This is a genomic window from Methylohalobius crimeensis 10Ki (assembly GCF_000421465.1).
In the GTDB taxonomy this organism is placed as follows: Bacteria; Pseudomonadota; Gammaproteobacteria; order Methylococcales; family Methylothermaceae; genus Methylohalobius; species Methylohalobius crimeensis.
The window spans coordinates 629,103-644,107 of sequence record NZ_ATXB01000001.1 but is presented as its reverse complement, the minus strand read 5'-3'; the positions used below and the strand labels follow the sequence as shown (position 1 = coordinate 644,107).

General features: G+C 57.1%; 14 protein-coding genes and 5 tRNA genes. All 19 read right to left on the bottom strand.

Going from position 1 to position 15,005, the window contains the following annotated elements:
- Positions 1 to 24: 24 nt before the first annotated feature.
- Positions 25 to 4,104, bottom strand: a complete 4,080-nt coding sequence (gene rpoB / locus H035_RS0103375) for a DNA-directed RNA polymerase subunit beta (protein ID WP_022947590.1) — start codon at positions 4,102 to 4,104, stop codon at positions 25 to 27.
- A gap of 256 nt (positions 4,105 to 4,360) precedes the next feature.
- On the bottom strand, positions 4,361 to 4,741 hold the full coding sequence (gene rplL, locus H035_RS0103370; protein WP_022947589.1) for a 50S ribosomal protein L7/L12: 381 nt from the start codon (positions 4,739 to 4,741) through the stop codon (positions 4,361 to 4,363).
- Between the two features lie 86 nt (positions 4,742 to 4,827).
- Positions 4,828 to 5,358 carry a 50S ribosomal protein L10 gene (rplJ, locus tag H035_RS0103365; RefSeq protein WP_022947588.1) on the bottom strand — a complete coding sequence of 177 codons (531 nt, stop codon included), beginning with the start codon at positions 5,356 to 5,358 and terminating at the stop codon, positions 4,828 to 4,830.
- A 209-nt stretch (positions 5,359 to 5,567) separates the two neighbouring features.
- Complete coding sequence (gene rplA / locus H035_RS0103360; protein WP_022947587.1) at positions 5,568 to 6,263, bottom strand: 50S ribosomal protein L1; 696 nt, start codon at positions 6,261 to 6,263, stop codon at positions 5,568 to 5,570.
- On the bottom strand, positions 6,263 to 6,694 hold the full coding sequence (gene rplK / locus H035_RS0103355) for a 50S ribosomal protein L11 (RefSeq protein WP_022947586.1): 432 nt from the start codon (positions 6,692 to 6,694) through the stop codon (positions 6,263 to 6,265). The genes rplA and rplK overlap by 1 nt, the downstream gene beginning before the upstream one ends.
- A 52-nt stretch (positions 6,695 to 6,746) precedes the next feature.
- Positions 6,747 to 7,280 carry a transcription termination/antitermination protein NusG gene (gene nusG / locus H035_RS0103350; protein ID WP_022947585.1) on the bottom strand — a complete coding sequence of 178 codons (534 nt, stop codon included), beginning with the start codon at positions 7,278 to 7,280 and terminating at the stop codon, positions 6,747 to 6,749.
- 3 nt (positions 7,281 to 7,283) lie between these two features.
- Positions 7,284 to 7,673: a preprotein translocase subunit SecE gene (secE, locus tag H035_RS0103345; protein WP_022947584.1), complete on the bottom strand. Its 390-nt coding sequence runs from the start codon at positions 7,671 to 7,673 to the stop codon at positions 7,284 to 7,286.
- Between the two features lie 42 nt (positions 7,674 to 7,715).
- A tRNA-Trp gene (locus H035_RS0103340) sits at positions 7,716 to 7,791 on the bottom strand.
- Between the two features lie 73 nt (positions 7,792 to 7,864).
- Positions 7,865 to 9,058: an elongation factor Tu gene (tuf, locus tag H035_RS0103335; RefSeq protein ID WP_022947583.1), complete on the bottom strand. Its 1,194-nt coding sequence runs from the start codon at positions 9,056 to 9,058 to the stop codon at positions 7,865 to 7,867.
- A gap of 43 nt (positions 9,059 to 9,101) precedes the next feature.
- Positions 9,102 to 9,177: transfer RNA gene (locus H035_RS0103330), tRNA-Thr, on the bottom strand.
- A gap of 32 nt (positions 9,178 to 9,209) precedes the next feature.
- A tRNA-Gly gene (locus H035_RS0103325) sits at positions 9,210 to 9,283 on the bottom strand.
- A 17-nt stretch (positions 9,284 to 9,300) separates the two neighbouring features.
- Positions 9,301 to 9,385: transfer RNA gene (locus tag H035_RS0103320), tRNA-Tyr, on the bottom strand.
- A 74-nt stretch (positions 9,386 to 9,459) separates the two neighbouring features.
- Positions 9,460 to 10,041, bottom strand: a complete 582-nt coding sequence (gene pth, locus H035_RS0103315; RefSeq protein ID WP_022947582.1) for an aminoacyl-tRNA hydrolase — start codon at positions 10,039 to 10,041, stop codon at positions 9,460 to 9,462.
- A gap of 17 nt (positions 10,042 to 10,058) precedes the next feature.
- The gene (locus H035_RS0103310) at positions 10,059 to 10,691 is read right to left on the bottom strand and encodes a 50S ribosomal protein L25/general stress protein Ctc (RefSeq protein ID WP_022947581.1); all 633 of its coding nucleotides are present in this window, start codon (positions 10,689 to 10,691) and stop codon (positions 10,059 to 10,061) included.
- Between the two features lie 18 nt (positions 10,692 to 10,709).
- Positions 10,710 to 11,642, bottom strand: a complete 933-nt coding sequence (locus H035_RS0103305) for a ribose-phosphate diphosphokinase (RefSeq protein WP_200861559.1) — start codon at positions 11,640 to 11,642, stop codon at positions 10,710 to 10,712.
- A 71-nt stretch (positions 11,643 to 11,713) separates the two neighbouring features.
- Positions 11,714 to 11,788 (bottom strand) — tRNA-Gln (locus tag H035_RS0103300).
- 9 nt (positions 11,789 to 11,797) lie between these two features.
- Positions 11,798 to 12,664, bottom strand: a complete 867-nt coding sequence (gene ispE, locus H035_RS0103295) for a 4-(cytidine 5'-diphospho)-2-C-methyl-D-erythritol kinase (RefSeq protein ID WP_022947580.1) — start codon at positions 12,662 to 12,664, stop codon at positions 11,798 to 11,800.
- Positions 12,645 to 13,250, bottom strand: coding sequence for a lipoprotein insertase outer membrane protein LolB (gene lolB / locus H035_RS0103290; protein WP_022947579.1), 606 nt, complete (start codon positions 13,248 to 13,250; stop codon positions 12,645 to 12,647). Before lolB ends, ispE begins: the two co-directional genes overlap by 20 nt.
- Positions 13,247 to 14,998: a tetratricopeptide repeat protein gene (locus H035_RS0103285; protein WP_152485957.1), complete on the bottom strand. Its 1,752-nt coding sequence runs from the start codon at positions 14,996 to 14,998 to the stop codon at positions 13,247 to 13,249. The genes lolB and H035_RS0103285 overlap by 4 nt, the downstream gene beginning before the upstream one ends.
- Positions 14,999 to 15,005 lie beyond the last annotated feature (7 nt).

The following is a 15,005-nucleotide window of genomic DNA, read 5'->3' as shown; positions in this document are numbered from 1 at the left end:
ATTGTGAACTTGGAACCGTCGGATTTAATCCTGCTCCAGCTCGATGTTGATCGCCAGGGCGCGAATTTCCTTCACCAACACCTTGAACGATTCGGGCATGCCGGCCTCCATTCGGTAATCGCTATCCACGATGTTCTTGTACATCTTGGTCCGGCCGGCCACGTCGTCCGACTTGACCGTCAGCATTTCCTGCAAGGTATACGCCGCACCGTAGGCTTCCAGCGCCCATACTTCCATTTCCCCGAAGCGCTGGCCGCCGAACTGGGCCTTGCCGCCCAGGGGCTGCTGCGTGACCAGGCTGTAAGGGCCGGTGGAGCGGGCGTGCATCTTGTCGTCCACCAGATGGTTGAGCTTGAGGATATACATGTAGCCCACCGTCACCTCACGATCGAAAAGCTCGCCAGTCCGACCGTCGTAGAGCCGGGCCTGACCGCTTTCGGGCAAGTCGGCCAGTTTCAGCATCGCTTTGATTTCGTCCTCGGCCGCACCGTCGAATACCGGCGTCGCCATGGGAACCCCGCCTTTAAGGTGGCGGGCCAGCTCCAGAATCTCCTCATCGGAGAGGGAACCCAGGTCCTCTTTATGGCCGCTTTGATTGTAAACCTGGTCGAGGAATTCTCGCAGTTCTTGAACCCGGGCTTTCGCTTCCAGCATCTTGCCGATTTTGATACCCAAGCCCCGGGCCGCCCAACCCAAATGGGTTTCCAGCACCTGACCGACGTTCATCCGCGAAGGCACCCCCAGGGGACTGAGCACGATATCCACCGGCGTTCCATCATCCAGATGGGGCATGTCCTCTACCGGGACGATTTGGGAGATCACCCCTTTATTGCCGTGGCGTCCGGCCATCTTGTCGCCCGGTTGAATCCGGCGCTTGACCGCCAAATAGACCTTGACCATCTTCAGCACCCCAGGCGGCAAATCGTCCCCCATGGTGATCTTGGCCTTTTTCTCCTCGAAGCGCAGATCCATGTCTTTGCGCTGCTGGGCCAATTGCTCGGCAATCGTCTCGAGCTGGACGTTCACGTCTTCGTCCTGGAGTCGGATGGAAAGCCATTCCTGCGACTTCAATCCGTCCAGATAGGCGTCGTCTACCGAATCGCCGTTTTTCAGCCCGCCGGGCCCCGATTCGGCCGTTTTCCCCAGCAGCAGCTGACGCACCCGCTGATAGGTATCCTGCTCGAGAATCTTGAACTGGTCGTGCAAATCCTTGCGCACCTTCTCCAGCTGGGCCTCTTCGATGGACTTGGCGCGCGCATCCTTTTGCACCCCGTCGCGGGTAAAGACTTGGACATCGATCACCGTTCCCGCCATGCCGGAAGGCACGCGCAGGGAGGTGTCCTTCACGTCCGATGCCTTTTCGCCGAAAATCGCGCGCAACAGTTTTTCCTCCGGTGTCAACTGGGTTTCCCCTTTCGGAGTCACCTTCCCCACCAGAATGTCGCCTTCCTTGACTTCGGCCCCGATGTAGACGATCCCGGATTCATCCAGCTTGGCCAGCGCCGCTTCTCCCACGTTGGGTATGTCGGCGGTGATTTCCTCCGGCCCCAACTTGGTATCCCGGGCGACACAGGTTTTTTCCTCGATATGGATGGTGGTGTAACGATCCTCCTGAACCACCCGCTCGGAAATCAGGATCGAGTCCTCGAAGTTATACCCCTGCCAAGGCATGAAGGCAACCAACAGGTTCTGACCCAGCGCCAATTCCCCCATATCGGTGGACGCCCCGTCGGCCAGAATGTCGCCGCGGGCGACCTGGTCCCCCGGATTGACCAGCGGCTTTTGATTGATGCAGGTGTTCTGATTGGAGCGGGTATATTTAATCAGATTGTAGATATCGACCCCGGGTTCCCCGGCCTCGGTTTCCTCGTCGTTGACCCGCACCACGATTCTGGCCGCGTCCACCGAAACGATCTCCCCGCCCCGACGGGCCACGACCGCGGTCCCCGAGTCCCGCGCCACGATGCGCTCCATTCCGGTTCCCACCAGAGGCTTTTGGGAGCGCAACATGGGCACCGCCTGACGCTGCATGTTGGAGCCCATCAACGCGCGGTTGGCGTCGTCGTGCTCCAAGAAAGGCACCAACGCGGCCGCCACAGATACGATTTGCTTGGACGAGATGTCCATGTACTGAATCATTTCCGGCGAGGCCAAGGTGAACTCGTTCTTATGCCGGCACGAAACCATCTCGTCGATCAAGCGGCCGTCCTGGTCCAGCTTGGCGCCTGCTCGAGCGATCATGTAATTGCTCTCCTCGATGGCCGAGAGGAAATGAATCTCATCGGTCAAGCGACCGTTTTCCACTTTACGATAGGGGGTTTCCAGAAATCCGTAATGGTTGGCCCGGGCATAGACCGCCAAGGAATTGATGAGACCGATATTGGGACCTTCCGGGGTCTCGATCGGACACAGCCGGCCATAGTGGGTGGGATGCACATCGCGCACCTCGAAGCCCGCGCGCTCGCGTGACAGACCGCCCGGACCCAAAGCCGAAACCCGACGCTTGTGCGTCACCTCGGACAGAGGATTGTTCTGGTCCATGAACTGGGACAACTGGCTCGAACCGAAGAATTCCTTGATCGCCGCCACCACCGGTTTGGCGTTGATGACCTCTTGCGGAGTAAAGCCTTCGCTGCTCGCCAAAGTCAGGCGTTCCTTCACCGCGCGCTCCACCCGCACCAGACCGATCCGGAACTGGTTCTCGATCATCTCGCCCACACTTCGGACACGGCGGTTGCCCAAGTGGTCGATATCGTCCACTTGGCCCTTGCCGTTGCGGATACCGATCAGCTCCTTGAGCACGTCGATGATGTCGTCCTTGGTCAGCACGCGAGGACCGGTTTCGTCTTCGCGCCCCAGGCGCAGATTGAGCTTCATCCGGCCCACTTCCGACAGATCGTAGCGTTCTTCGGAGAAGAACAAATTGTGGAACAGCAGTTCCGCCGCTTCCTTGGTGGGCGGCTCGCCCGGACGCATCATCCGGTAAATCTCGACCAGCGCTTCCAATTGGGTGGTGGTATGGTCGATCTTCAAAGTATTGGAGATATAAGGCCCGCGATCCAACTCGTTGACGTACAGGGTCTGAATCTCAGAGATGCCGCAATCGAGCAACTGATCGAGCAGTTCACCGGTAATCTCCGTATTCGCCGCCGCCACCAGTTCACCCGTCTTCTCGTCCACCACGTTGTGGGCGAGTATCCTTCCGTAAACATATTCGCGAGGCACTACCAAGCGGGTTAGATCGGATTTCTGCATTTGCCGGATATGCTTGGGAGTGATCCGACGTCCTTCTTCGACCACCACCGTGCCGTCGTCCAACTTGATGTCGAAGGGCGCGATTTCGCCCCGCAGACGCTGCGGCACCAGGCTCAACACGATTTCGTCCCGACTCAATTGGAACGCATCGGTGTCGAAAAACCTTCGGATCATTTGCTCGTTGTCGTAACCGATCGCACGCAGCAAAATCGTAGCCGGCAGCTTACGCCGCCGATCGATGCGAACATAGACGATGTCCTTGTGATCGAATTCGAAATCCAACCACGATCCCCGGTAGGGAATGACCCGGGCGTTGAACAACAATTTGCCGGAGGAATGGGTCTTGCCTCGGTCATGATCGAAGAACACCCCGGGCGAGCGATGCAGCTGTGAAACCACCACGCGCTCGGTTCCGTTGATCACAAAAGTGCCGTTCTCGGTCATCAAAGGCAGTTCGCCCATGTAGACTTCCTGCTCCTTGATATCCTTGACCACTTTGGCGGAAGCCGGCGAATCCTTGTCGTACAGAACCAGACGCACTTTCACCCGCAACGGCGCCGCAAAAGTCGCGCCCCTGAGCTGACATTCCTTCACATCGAAGGTGGGCTCCCCCAGCCGATAAGTCACGTACTCCAAAATCGCATAACCGTTGTGGCTTTCGATCGGAAACACCGACTGGAAGGCCGCGTGCAATCCTCGATTGGCGCGCTCCTGAGGGCGCTTCTCGGCTTGTAGGAAATGCCTATACGAGTCGATTTGGATGCTTAGCAGATAGGGGACATCGAGAACTCCGGGACGTTTTGCAAAGCTCTTGCGAATGCGCTTTTTCTCGGTGAAAGAATAGGCCATAGCGGTTCCTTAGATCCTGCAAAGTTGAAAGCCTGGTGGATTTTGAACAACCCACCTGCTAAATTAAGTGACAAAAACTTGTGGGATGGATATTTCAGTTGACCAATAGCCCTGCTTAAATTATTCAAGACGCTTGCTTCATATAAGCTGCCTCATATAATCTACAGAATCGGTAATGTTTACGGGTATTCAAGCGGGAAAAGGCCGGCAGCCGTAACTGCCAGCCATTTCTAGAAAAAGCAGTGCGGATCGGCGATTATTTGATTTCGACAGAAGCGCCTGCCTCTTCCAATTGCTTTTTAATCTCTTCAGCTTCTTCCTTGCTCACGGCTTCCTTAACCGCGGCCGGAGCGCTTTCCACCAAGGCCTTGGCTTCCTTGAGACCCAAGGAGGTGATCGCGCGCACCGCTTTAATTGCGCTGACCTTATTGGAGCCGGCACCGGCCAAAATGACGTCGAATTCGGTTTGCTCTTCGACCTCAGCGCCCGCTTCGGCGGCTCCGGCCATCGGCATCGCAGCCACCGCAGCGGCAGCGGACACGCCGAATTTCTCTTCCATGGCGGAAATCAGATCCACCACTTCCATGACGGTCATGTTGGAAACCGCATCCAAGATTTCTTCTGTAGACAAAGCCATTATTCTCTCCAAAAACAATTCAACAGTTGCTAGGATTCAACCCAACGCCAGGCAACATTCGCCCGACGCATTCAGCCGTTGGGTTCTCACGCCGCTTGTTGCTTTTGATCGCGCACCGCGGCGAATGTCCGTACCAATTTCGCGTGGGGTTCTGCCAGAGTCCTGGCCAATTTTTCCACCGGCGCCTTCATCACCGACATCAGCATGCTGATCGCTTGTTCCTTGGTAGGCAGGCTGGCCAGACGTTCCAATTCCTCCGAACCATACAGATTGCCTTCCACGGCGACCAGCTTGGGTTTCAACTGTTCGTGCTCTTTGGAAAAATCCCTGATCACACGGGCAGCCGAACCCGGCTCTTCCAGTGAAAACGCCAGCAGCAAGGGACCGACCAAGCCTTCGCTCATACAGGCGTAATCCGTCCCTTCCAGCGCTCGACGCGCCAGCGTATTTTTCACCACGCGAAGGTACACTTGAGAGTCCCGGGCTCTTTTACGCAGCTCGGTCATATCCGCCACCGTCAGACCACAATATTCCGATGCAATGGCAGAATGGGCTTGAGCGGCGACTTCCGAGACCTCGGCCACGACGGCTTTTTTCTCTTCCAGTCTCAGTGCCACGTATTACCTCCGACGTTCCACCCCCGACATTCGCCAGGGGATCGATGTTCGCATCCGACAAAATCGGATGCCCCGTTAACGGCTCCCCGTACTTTGTATTCCGGTTCACCGTCTGCGCAGGCCATTAAGCGCCGAAGCACACCTGCGGTCTTTGACGATTACCGGACCTTACCGGCAATCCAAAGCTGGTTATAATTGGTTTAAACGGTTCAAATCTTCAAGCTGGATAGATCTACCGGAACACCAGGGCCCATCGTCGTGGACAGGGCGATTTTCTGCATATACACCCCTTTGCTGGAACCCGGTTTAGCTTTCTTCAGATCCGCCAACAAGGCTTCCAAATTTTCACGCAAGGCATTGTCGTCGAAATTCACTTTGCCCAGGGTGCAGTGAATAATCCCGGCTTTATCGGTACGATAGCGCACCTGCCCCGCCTTGGCGTTTTCGACCGCAGAGGCCACATCGGGAGTCACGGTTCCCACCTTGGGGTTGGGCATCAATCCCCGCGGCCCCAATACCGGCCCCAACTGACCGACGACACGCATGGCATCGGGCGTGGCGATCACCACGTCGAAATCCATATTGCCCTGTTTGACCGAATCGGCCAAGTCCTCCAGGCCCACGATATCGGCGCCCGCCTCCTTGGCCGCATCGGCGTTGGCGCCTTGAGCGAAAACGGCCACCCGGACCGTCTTACCCGTCCCGTGAGGCAACACCGTCGCACCTCGGACCACTTGATCGGATTTACGCGGGTCCACGCCCAAATTGACGCTCACATCCACCGATTCGGCAAACTTCACCGTAGAAAGTTCTTTGAGCAACTTCAGCGCCTCTTCGACGCTGTAGGCCTGGGTGGGATCCACTTTTTCGCGGATCATTTTCATCCGCTTGGATAACTTCGCCATTATGCCCCCTCCACATCGATTCCCATGCTGCGCGCCGTGCCCGCAATGGTCCGCACCGCCGCGTCCATATCGGCCGCAGTCAAATCGGGTTGTTTGATCTCGACGATCTCTTCCAATTGTTGCCGGGTCACCTTGCCGATTTTGTCCGTATTCGGCGTGGAACTGCCCTTGCCCGCGTTGATCGCCTTCTTCAACAAATAGGATGCCGGCGGGGTTTTAATGATGAACGTGAAGCTCCGGTCACTATAGACGGTGATAATAACCGGCAGGGGGAGGCCTTTTTCCATGCTTTGGGTCTGAGCGTTAAACGCCTTACAGAACTCCATAATATTCACCCCGTGCTGACCCAAGGCCGGGCCCACCGGAGGACTGGGGTTGGCTTCTCCCGCTTTTACCTGCAATTTGATATAAGCCTGAACTTTCTTTGCCATGTTTCACTCTCCTGTTGGGTACAAACGCTTCGCAGCTCCCCGATATATTCAGTCAGACTTTTTCCACCTGACTAAAATCGAATTCTACCGGCGTCGAACGCCCGAAAATCAGAACCGACACCCGCAGCTTGTTCTTCTCGTAATCCACTTCCTCGACCACGCCGTTGAAGTCCTTGAAGGGACCTTCGATGATTCGCACCACTTCGCCCACTTCGAACAGCACCTTCGGCTTGGGCTTGCTCAGCCCCTCCTCAACCCGCACGAGAATGGCTTCCGCCTCCTTATCGGAAATCGGCGCCGGCTTCTCCGCCGTTCCGCCGATGAATCCCAACACGTTTGGCACACTGCGCACCAAATGCCAGGTTTCATCGTTCATTTCCATCTGCACCAGCACATAGCCGGGAAAGAATTTGCGGTCGGTCTTACGCCGCTGCCCCATCCGAATTTCGATTACTTCTTCGGTAGGCACCAGGATCTTGCCGAAATCCTGTTCCAGCCCGGCCTGTTTGACACGCTCCTCCAGGGAGCGCTTTACCTGATTTTCAAAATTGGAATAGGCATGAACCACATACCAACGCATGGCCATCTATTACCAACCTCCTTGGCCAGTGAGTAAGCGCACCAACCACAAGAACAGGGAATCCAAGAGCCACAGGATCAACCCCACCACAAGCACCATGACCGCCACCATTATGGTGGTGTGGATGGTTTCTTGACGCAGAGGCCAGACCACCTTGTGAACTTCCGCCCGGGAAGACTGAAAAAAAGACAGAAAACCCTGGCCGGGCGCCGTCGTAAAAAACAAGCCCGCGGACACCAAAGCCACGCCAACCATCGCCAGCGTCCGATACAACAGGGAATACTCGATGTAGTAATAAAATCCCGCAATACCGGTTACCAGTAAAGCAACCGTCAAGATCACCTTGATCCAATCGAATGCGGAAAGTGACGACTGGGGAGAATGCGCCTGTGCTGTCATGAAGTGCTTACCTGTTCAGGTAGGAGGGCTATAAACGAAAAATGGCAGGCCAGGAGGGACTCGAACCCCCAACCTGCGGTTTTGGAGACCGCTGCTCTACCAATTGAGCTACTGACCTGTGACTACTTCAACTTTAACGTGTACGGCCGCCGCCGATCGCAACGGCGCCTTACTTGGTACTTTATCAATGGTTACTCGATGATTTTGGAGACGACGCCGGCACCGACGGTCCGACCGCCTTCCCGGATCGCAAACCGCAACCCGTCCTCCATCGCAATCGGGGCAATCAGTCTCACCGTGATCTTCACATTGTCTCCGGGCATCACCATTTCAACCCCTTCCGGCAAATCCACCGAGCCGGTCACGTCCGTGGTCCGGAAGTAGAATTGCGGCCGATAGCCGTTGAAAAACGGGGTGTGGCGTCCGCCTTCTTCCTTCGACAACACGTAGACTTCCGCTTCAAAATGGGTGTGCGGGGTGATGCTGGCGGGCTTGGCCAGCACTTGGCCGCGCTCCACTTCGTCACGCTTGGTGCCCCGGAGCAGCACCCCCACGTTGTCCCCGGCCACCCCTTCGTCCAGCAGCTTGCGGAACATTTCCACGCCGGTCACGGTGGTCTTGGTGGTGTCCTTGATCCCCACGATTTCAATTTCGTCGCCCACTCGGACTTTGCCGCGTTCCACACGACCGGTCACCACGGTGCCACGGCCGGAGATGGAAAACACGTCTTCGATCGGCATCAGGAAGGGCTGGTCCACCGGCCGCTCGGGCTCGGGAATGTATTCGTCCATCGATTCCATCAGCTTGATGATCGACGGCACGCCGATGTCGCTTTGATCCCCTTCCAGGGCTTTCAAGGCGCTGCCGATGGTCACCGGCACGTCGTCGCCGGGAAATTCGTATTGGCTTAAAAGCTCCCGAACTTCCATTTCCACCAGCTCCAACAGTTCTTCGTCGTCCACCATGTCCGCCTTGTTCAGGTAGACCACGATGCACGGCACGCCCACCTGACGCGCCAGGAGAATGTGTTCCCGCGTCTGCGGCATCGGTCCGTCCGCCGCCGATACCACCAGAATCGCGCCGTCCATCTGCGCCGCCCCGGTGATCATGTTCTTGACGTAGTCCGCGTGACCCGGGCAGTCCACGTGCGCGTAGTGGCGATTCGAGGTCTCGTACTCCACGTGCGCCGTGGCAATCGTGATCCCTCGCTCCCGCTCTTCCGGCGCATTGTCAATCTGGTCGTATGCCCGAAACTCCGCCCCCTGATAGGTCTCCGCCGACATCTTCGTCAACGCCGCCGTCAACGTCGTCTTACCATGGTCCACATGACCAATCGTCCCCACATTCACATGCGGCTTCGTCCGCTCAAACTTCTGCTTGGCCATAAGAACAAATCCCCTTCGCTCTGCCGTAATATTATTGGAAAAATGGAGCCCATAACCGGACTTGAACCGGTGACCTCTTCCTTACCAAGGAAGTGCTCTACCGACTGAGCTATATGGGCTATAAAACCGCGTTTCTCACCTAACCCCCAACTGGAGCGGGTGATGGGAATCGAACCCACGTCATCAGCTTGGAAGGCTGAGGTTCTACCATTGAACTACACCCGCGGAAACTTCACTTAATTTGGTGGAGGGGGGAGGATTCGAACCTCCGAAGGCTGAGCCGCCAGATTTACAGTCTGGTCCCTTTGACCACTCGGGAACCCCTCCTATGCAAAGAGTTGGTAATTGTTGACTATTTAATCGCTCGTGTCAACCACCCACCCCATATTTCGCCACCTGAATCACTCTTCCTCAACGCTGTGAAGAAGGTTCATGGCCTTCTCCGGCCCTTCCTCCATGAATCTGGGCAAGCAATCGGCCGCGCGCGCCAACCCCGCTCGTATTTCGGCGCCATCATCTTCCCCAGGGCGCCCCAGCACATAATCGACCACCGATCCGTGCGTAGGTCTCCCGATGCCGATCCGCAATCGGTAAAACTGTTTCGATTTCAGGTGCTCGACGATATCCCGCAGACCATTATGGCCACCGTGACCGCCCCCCCATTTCAATCGCACTTTTCCAGGCGCGAAATCCAATTCGTCGTGGGCGACCAAAAGCCGCTCCGGCGAAATTTGATAATACCGGCAATAGGCCGCCACCGGACCGCCACTTCGGTTCATGTATTGCCCCGGCTTGAGCAGGTGCACCACCTCGCCCCGACAATGGAGTTTGGCCGCCCACCCCCCGAAGCGGGGCTGCCAAACAAAACTAACCTCGCAACGGCGAGCCACCTCGTCCAGCAACCAAAACCCGGCATTGTGCCGGGTTTGGAGATAGCGAGAACCGGGATTGCCCAGCCCCGCCAGCAACGACAAACGACTCATTGCCCCGGCACGAACAATCAGTCTTCCTCTTCGCCCTCTTCTCCAGCTTCCGCGGCCTCGGGCGCCGCCGTCGTCGGAGGTTGGATGGTCACCACCGGAACCGCGGCCCCTCCTTCATGGGCCAATTCCACGATATGAACCCCTTTGGCAACCACCAAATCCCCCAGATGCAGGGTTTCGCCGAGATCCAAATTGGTCAAATCGGCTTCGATATATTCAGGCAACAGATGAGGAAGACAGGTCACTTCCACTTCGGTCAGGTTATGCAATACGACACCGCCCTTCTTGACCCCCACGGAAGTCTGTTCTCCCAAGAAATGGAGGGGCACGTGAACTCGCACTTCCTCGTCGGCCTTGATCCGCTGAAAGTCCATATGAATCACCAATTCCTTGCTGGGATGACGATGAACTTCCTTGAGTACCGCCTGCACTCCGCCGCTACCGGGGAGATTGAGGGTGAGAATATGGGAAAACACCGCCTCTTGCTTGAGGTTCCTATCCACTTGGCTTTGAGCCAACGACAGCATGACGGGCGTTTCTCCCGCGCCATACAAAACCGCCGGGATTCTCTTCTCCCGCCGTAGCCGCCGAGCGGCACCCGTGCCTGCTTTGGGTCTTATCTCGGCTTCAAATTCGAAACTTGCTTCCATCTCAACGACTCCAACAAATCAATCCACATACAGGGAACTGACCGATTCCCCGACCGCGATGCGGCGGATGGTTTCGGCCATCATTTCAGCGATGCTCAACTGACGGATCTTGCCGCAGGCCAACGCCTTCGGCTGCAAAGGAATGGTGTTCGTCACCACCAACTCATCCAATGCCGACCGGGAAATATTTTCCACCGCCGGACCCGACAAAACTGGATGGGTGCAATAGGAAACGACCCGAACCGCGCCGTGATCCTTGAGCGCGTTCGCCGCTTGACACAAGGTACCCGCCGTATCCACCAAATCGTCGACCAAAATACACGTCCGCCCGGCCACATCCCCAATCAGATTCATCACCTGCGTCTCATTGGCGCGCGGACGGCGCTTATCGATGATCGCCAAATCCGCATCGCCGAGACGCTTGGCGAGAGCTCGCGCCCGCACCACCCCGCCCACGTCGGGGGAGACAACGATCTGATCGGGGTACTTCCGGCGCCATATATCCCCCAACAGCAGGGGCGATGCATAGACGTTATCCACCGGAATATCGAAAAAACCTTGCACCTGATCGGCATGCAGATCCACGGTCAACACTCGATCGGCACCCGCGGAAGTAATCATCTTCGCCACCAATTTGGCGGTAATCGGCACCCGGGCGGAACGGGGGCGACGATCCTGGCGGGCATAGCCGAAATACGGAATGACCGCCGTCACGGTACCGGCCGACGAGCGCTTCAGCGCGTCTATGATCACCAGCAATTCCATGAGATTTTCGTGGGGCATCTGAGTGGACTGGAGCACGAAAATCTCCCTTCCCCTCACATGCTCCTCGATCTCAACCGCAATCTCGCCGTCGCTAAAGCGATCGACCGAAGCCAACCCCAATCGCATATTGAGGTTCTCCGCAACATCCCGGGCCAGAGGCAAATTGGAATTGCCCGCGAAGATCATGAAACCCGCATCGTTCACGCGGTCACCCTTGGTCTGTCGATCAGGAGAGAAATGAAACTCGGAATCGGAAATGGCTGGGGCGCCAGGATTCGAACCTGGGTATGCGGGGATCAAAACCCCGTGCCTTACCACTTGGCGACGCCCCATTTAAACCTTCACTTAATCGATTCTGCCGCTTGGCTCAACTTGTCCAGCAACGGCGACCTATTCAATCCGCGCGCAAGATACACCTGCCAACGAGACTGCAAGGATTGCAGTGCCGCTTGAGCCTCCTTTTGGCCGGAAAACGCTGCAAACACACATGCCCCGGTACCCGTCAAGCGCGCCTCAGCGTATCTGGAAAGATACTGCAGCGCAGCGGCAACCTCGGGATATAGCCTTGCCACCACCGGCAAGCAATCGTTCGCCCGCTCTCCCGCAATAAAGTCGGTTATTGTTACAGAAGAATTATTTCTTGTCAAATCAGGTGCGGCAAAAATCTTTCCGGTCGCCACCTGACACGCCGGCAAGACGATCACATACCAGGGACGGGGCAACTCCACCGGGGTCAACTGTTCCCCCACGCCTTCGGCCCATGCCGCCATCCCCTTGATAAACACCGGCACGTCGGCGCCCAAACCCACCCCCAGCTCGATCAATTCCTGCTCCGTCAGCCCCAGATCCCACAAGACATTCAGCGCCACCAAAACCGTCGCCGCATCGGAACTGCCTCCCCCCAGGCCACCCCCCATGGGCAGGCGCTTATCCACCGAAATCCGAACCCCCCTCCGGACACCGCACGTCTCTTGAAGCAGGCGAGCCGCGCGCACGGTTAAATCGCTCTCCTGCGGCACGCCTGGCAGAGGATTGACCAAGATCACCTCGGAACCCGGCAGCCATTCAAAGGAAATCCAATCGCACAAATCGATGAATTGAAATACCGTCTGCAGCAAATGGTAACCGTCCTCCCGACGGCCGATAATGCGCAGCATCAAATTCAATTTGGCCGGCGCCGGCCAATCCTTAAGCGTGTCCCGAGTCAACCTCGATCTCCCAACGATCCACAATTAATTTCAAACGCACATCCAAGGGGCCGCTCAACACCAACTTGACCGGCAGCACCCCATCACCGACCGCACGATACTCGAGGTATTCGATCTCCCAGCCTTTCTGCCTCAAACGCCGCAGACGGCCGCCGGCATCATACTCAACTTTAGCCGCCCCGGAAGCGGGCAAGCCGCGCACCCAACAGTGCAAAAGCGGCAGCGGCACCGCCACCCCCAACACCTGTTCCAGGAGCTGCTCCGGCCGACTGGATACCTGAATTCGACCATCCGCTCCTTCAATCCGAATCCAGTTGGGCCATACTTCGATCACCGCTCCGCCCTGACCGAAGGGCCCGGAGACCACCAAGCGATCGTGGCCTTTTCGATAATCCCAGCGCACCCCCCCGTGCCAGCTATCCTCCTCCCCACGCACACCGATGCGACCATGGAGACGCCAATGATCGAGACTGCGCAACCATGCCAGTTCGACCTGATCCGCCACCGGCAAAGGAGGCTGCTGCCAGGCCGAGCAGCCCGCCAAGCCGATCAGAAGCGACAAGCCCAGTCTTGCCCGAAAGCTCACGGCTCCAGGCGGTCCCGAAAACGATCGATCAGGGACTGAATTCGCTCGTCCTCCTCGGGCGCCTGGCGGATGATTGCACGCCACAGACGGCGCGCCTCCGCCTTTTGCCCCAGCGCCCAATAGGCTTCCCCCAGATGAGCGGCGATCTCCGGATCGGGATGTTCCTCGTAGGCGCGCTTCAGATATTCCACTGCTTTGGAATAATCTTCAAGTTTGTACCAAAGCCAGCCGTAACTATCCAGAATCGCAGGATTGTCCGGCGCCAACTGAATCGCCTGCTCCAAATACGCCCGCGCCTGCTGGATTTGGCCGGTGTATTCCAGCAAGGTATAACCCAAGGCATTGAGCAAATTGGGATCGTCGGGACGCTTGGCGATGGCCGCACGAAGGTCGGCGATCGCCGAATCCGCCTGCCCCATCCGCTCGGCTAGCAGCGCCCGGGCATAAAGCAGGTCCGGATGACCGGGGAAATCTCCCAAACCGTGGGTCAAAGTCGTGAACGCGGCTTGATAATTGGCTTGATTGGCCTGAATCTCCGCTTCCAACAAATACAATTGCAGCTTGCGCTCGGGAAAGCGATCGCGCAGCCCGTCCAGTTGCTGCAACGCTTCTTCCGGCCGGCCCAACTGGGTCAGCAAAGCCACCGCATTGACTCGCGCATCGAAAACCAACTCTCCTTCCTCGATTCGGTCGAACCGGGAAAGCGCCTCTTCATAACGGCCTCGGCGGAGCGCGATCCGCCCCAAATAAAAATAGGCCTCGTCGCGCCATTTGGGCTGTTGGGTCAAACGCTTCAAGGAACGTTCGGCCATTTGGTCACGACCTTGTTGAAGATTGACCAAGGCGTGGGCGTACAGGGCATCGGGGTTATCCGGTTCCTGGCGTAGAATTCGATCGAGCGCTTCCAAGGCCTCATCGAACGCACGCTGCTTCAACAACAGTCGCGCGTACAATAAACGGAGCTGAACGTCTTGGGGATGCTTTTCCACCAAATCTTTCAAAATTTGCTGAGCTTTGCTTTCCTCGCCCAAATGGACCAAAAGCTGACTCTGCATCAAGCGCAATTTGGGCCAATCGGGTCGCAGCTCGGCGGCTTTCGAGACTTGTTCCAAAGCCAGTTCGATCTGGCCCTGGCGGAGGGCCAGCATGGCATAGGCGTAAAGGATTTCGGGCGACTGAGGGTAACGTTCGCTGACCGCCGCCACCACATCCAGCGCCAGCTCCTTAGGAATACTCTGATCCACGAAGCGTAGTATTTCCAGCAACACCTCGGGCCGATCGTCCCCGGCCGATTCGAGCAATTGGGAAAAATGCTCGATGGCCGATGCTTTTTTTCCTTCCTGCAAAGCCAACATCAATGCCGCCTTGCGGGCGTCCAAGGAGTGCGGCGCGCGATCCAGCCATAAGGTTACCGCTTTGTCGGCGCTTTCGGCATCCTTAAGATAGAAAGCGATTCGGGCGGCCCTTTCCGCCACCCAAGGATCGGGAATTTTTTCCGCCGCTTTCATATAATTCTCGAGCGCCAAGGCATAATTCTGCTGCTGGCCGGCAATCTCGGCGGTCATCAGCAAATAGAGAACTTCGGCTTTGTCGGTGAGGCCGTTCCCGGGTAATTGGCGCAATTGCTGCGCTCCCGAAGGCCCAAGAGGAACGTCGCGGGCCTGGTGGAATCGGGCACAGCCGGCCACGGTTACTCCCAAAAACCCCAACACAACAAAATTCCGTAACAACAATCTAAGGACAGACAATTTCACT

Coding starts and splice junctions, on each gene's coding strand:
- rplL (WP_022947589.1), bottom strand. CDS start 4,741: ATGGCTTTGTCTACAGAAGAAATCTTGGATGCGGTTTCCAACATGACC.
- rplK (WP_022947586.1), bottom strand. CDS start 6,694: ATGGCAAAGAAAGTTCAGGCTTATATCAAATTGCAGGTAAAAGCGGGA.
- pth (WP_022947582.1), bottom strand. CDS start 10,041: ATGAGTCGTTTGTCGTTGCTGGCGGGGCTGGGCAATCCCGGTTCTCGC.
- rplA (WP_022947587.1), bottom strand. CDS start 6,263: ATGGCGAAGTTATCCAAGCGGATGAAAATGATCCGCGAAAAAGTGGAT.
- rpoB (WP_022947590.1), bottom strand. CDS start 4,104: ATGGCCTATTCTTTCACCGAGAAAAAGCGCATTCGCAAGAGCTTTGCA.
- H035_RS0103310 (WP_022947581.1), bottom strand. CDS start 10,691: ATGGAAGCAAGTTTCGAATTTGAAGCCGAGATAAGACCCAAAGCAGGC.
- secE (WP_022947584.1), bottom strand. CDS start 7,673: ATGACAGCACAGGCGCATTCTCCCCAGTCGTCACTTTCCGCATTCGAT.
- tuf (WP_022947583.1), bottom strand. CDS start 9,058: ATGGCCAAGCAGAAGTTTGAGCGGACGAAGCCGCATGTGAATGTGGGG.
- nusG (WP_022947585.1), bottom strand. CDS start 7,280: ATGGCCATGCGTTGGTATGTGGTTCATGCCTATTCCAATTTTGAAAAT.
- H035_RS0103305 (WP_200861559.1), bottom strand. CDS start 11,642: ATGATCTTCGCGGGCAATTCCAATTTGCCTCTGGCCCGGGATGTTGCG.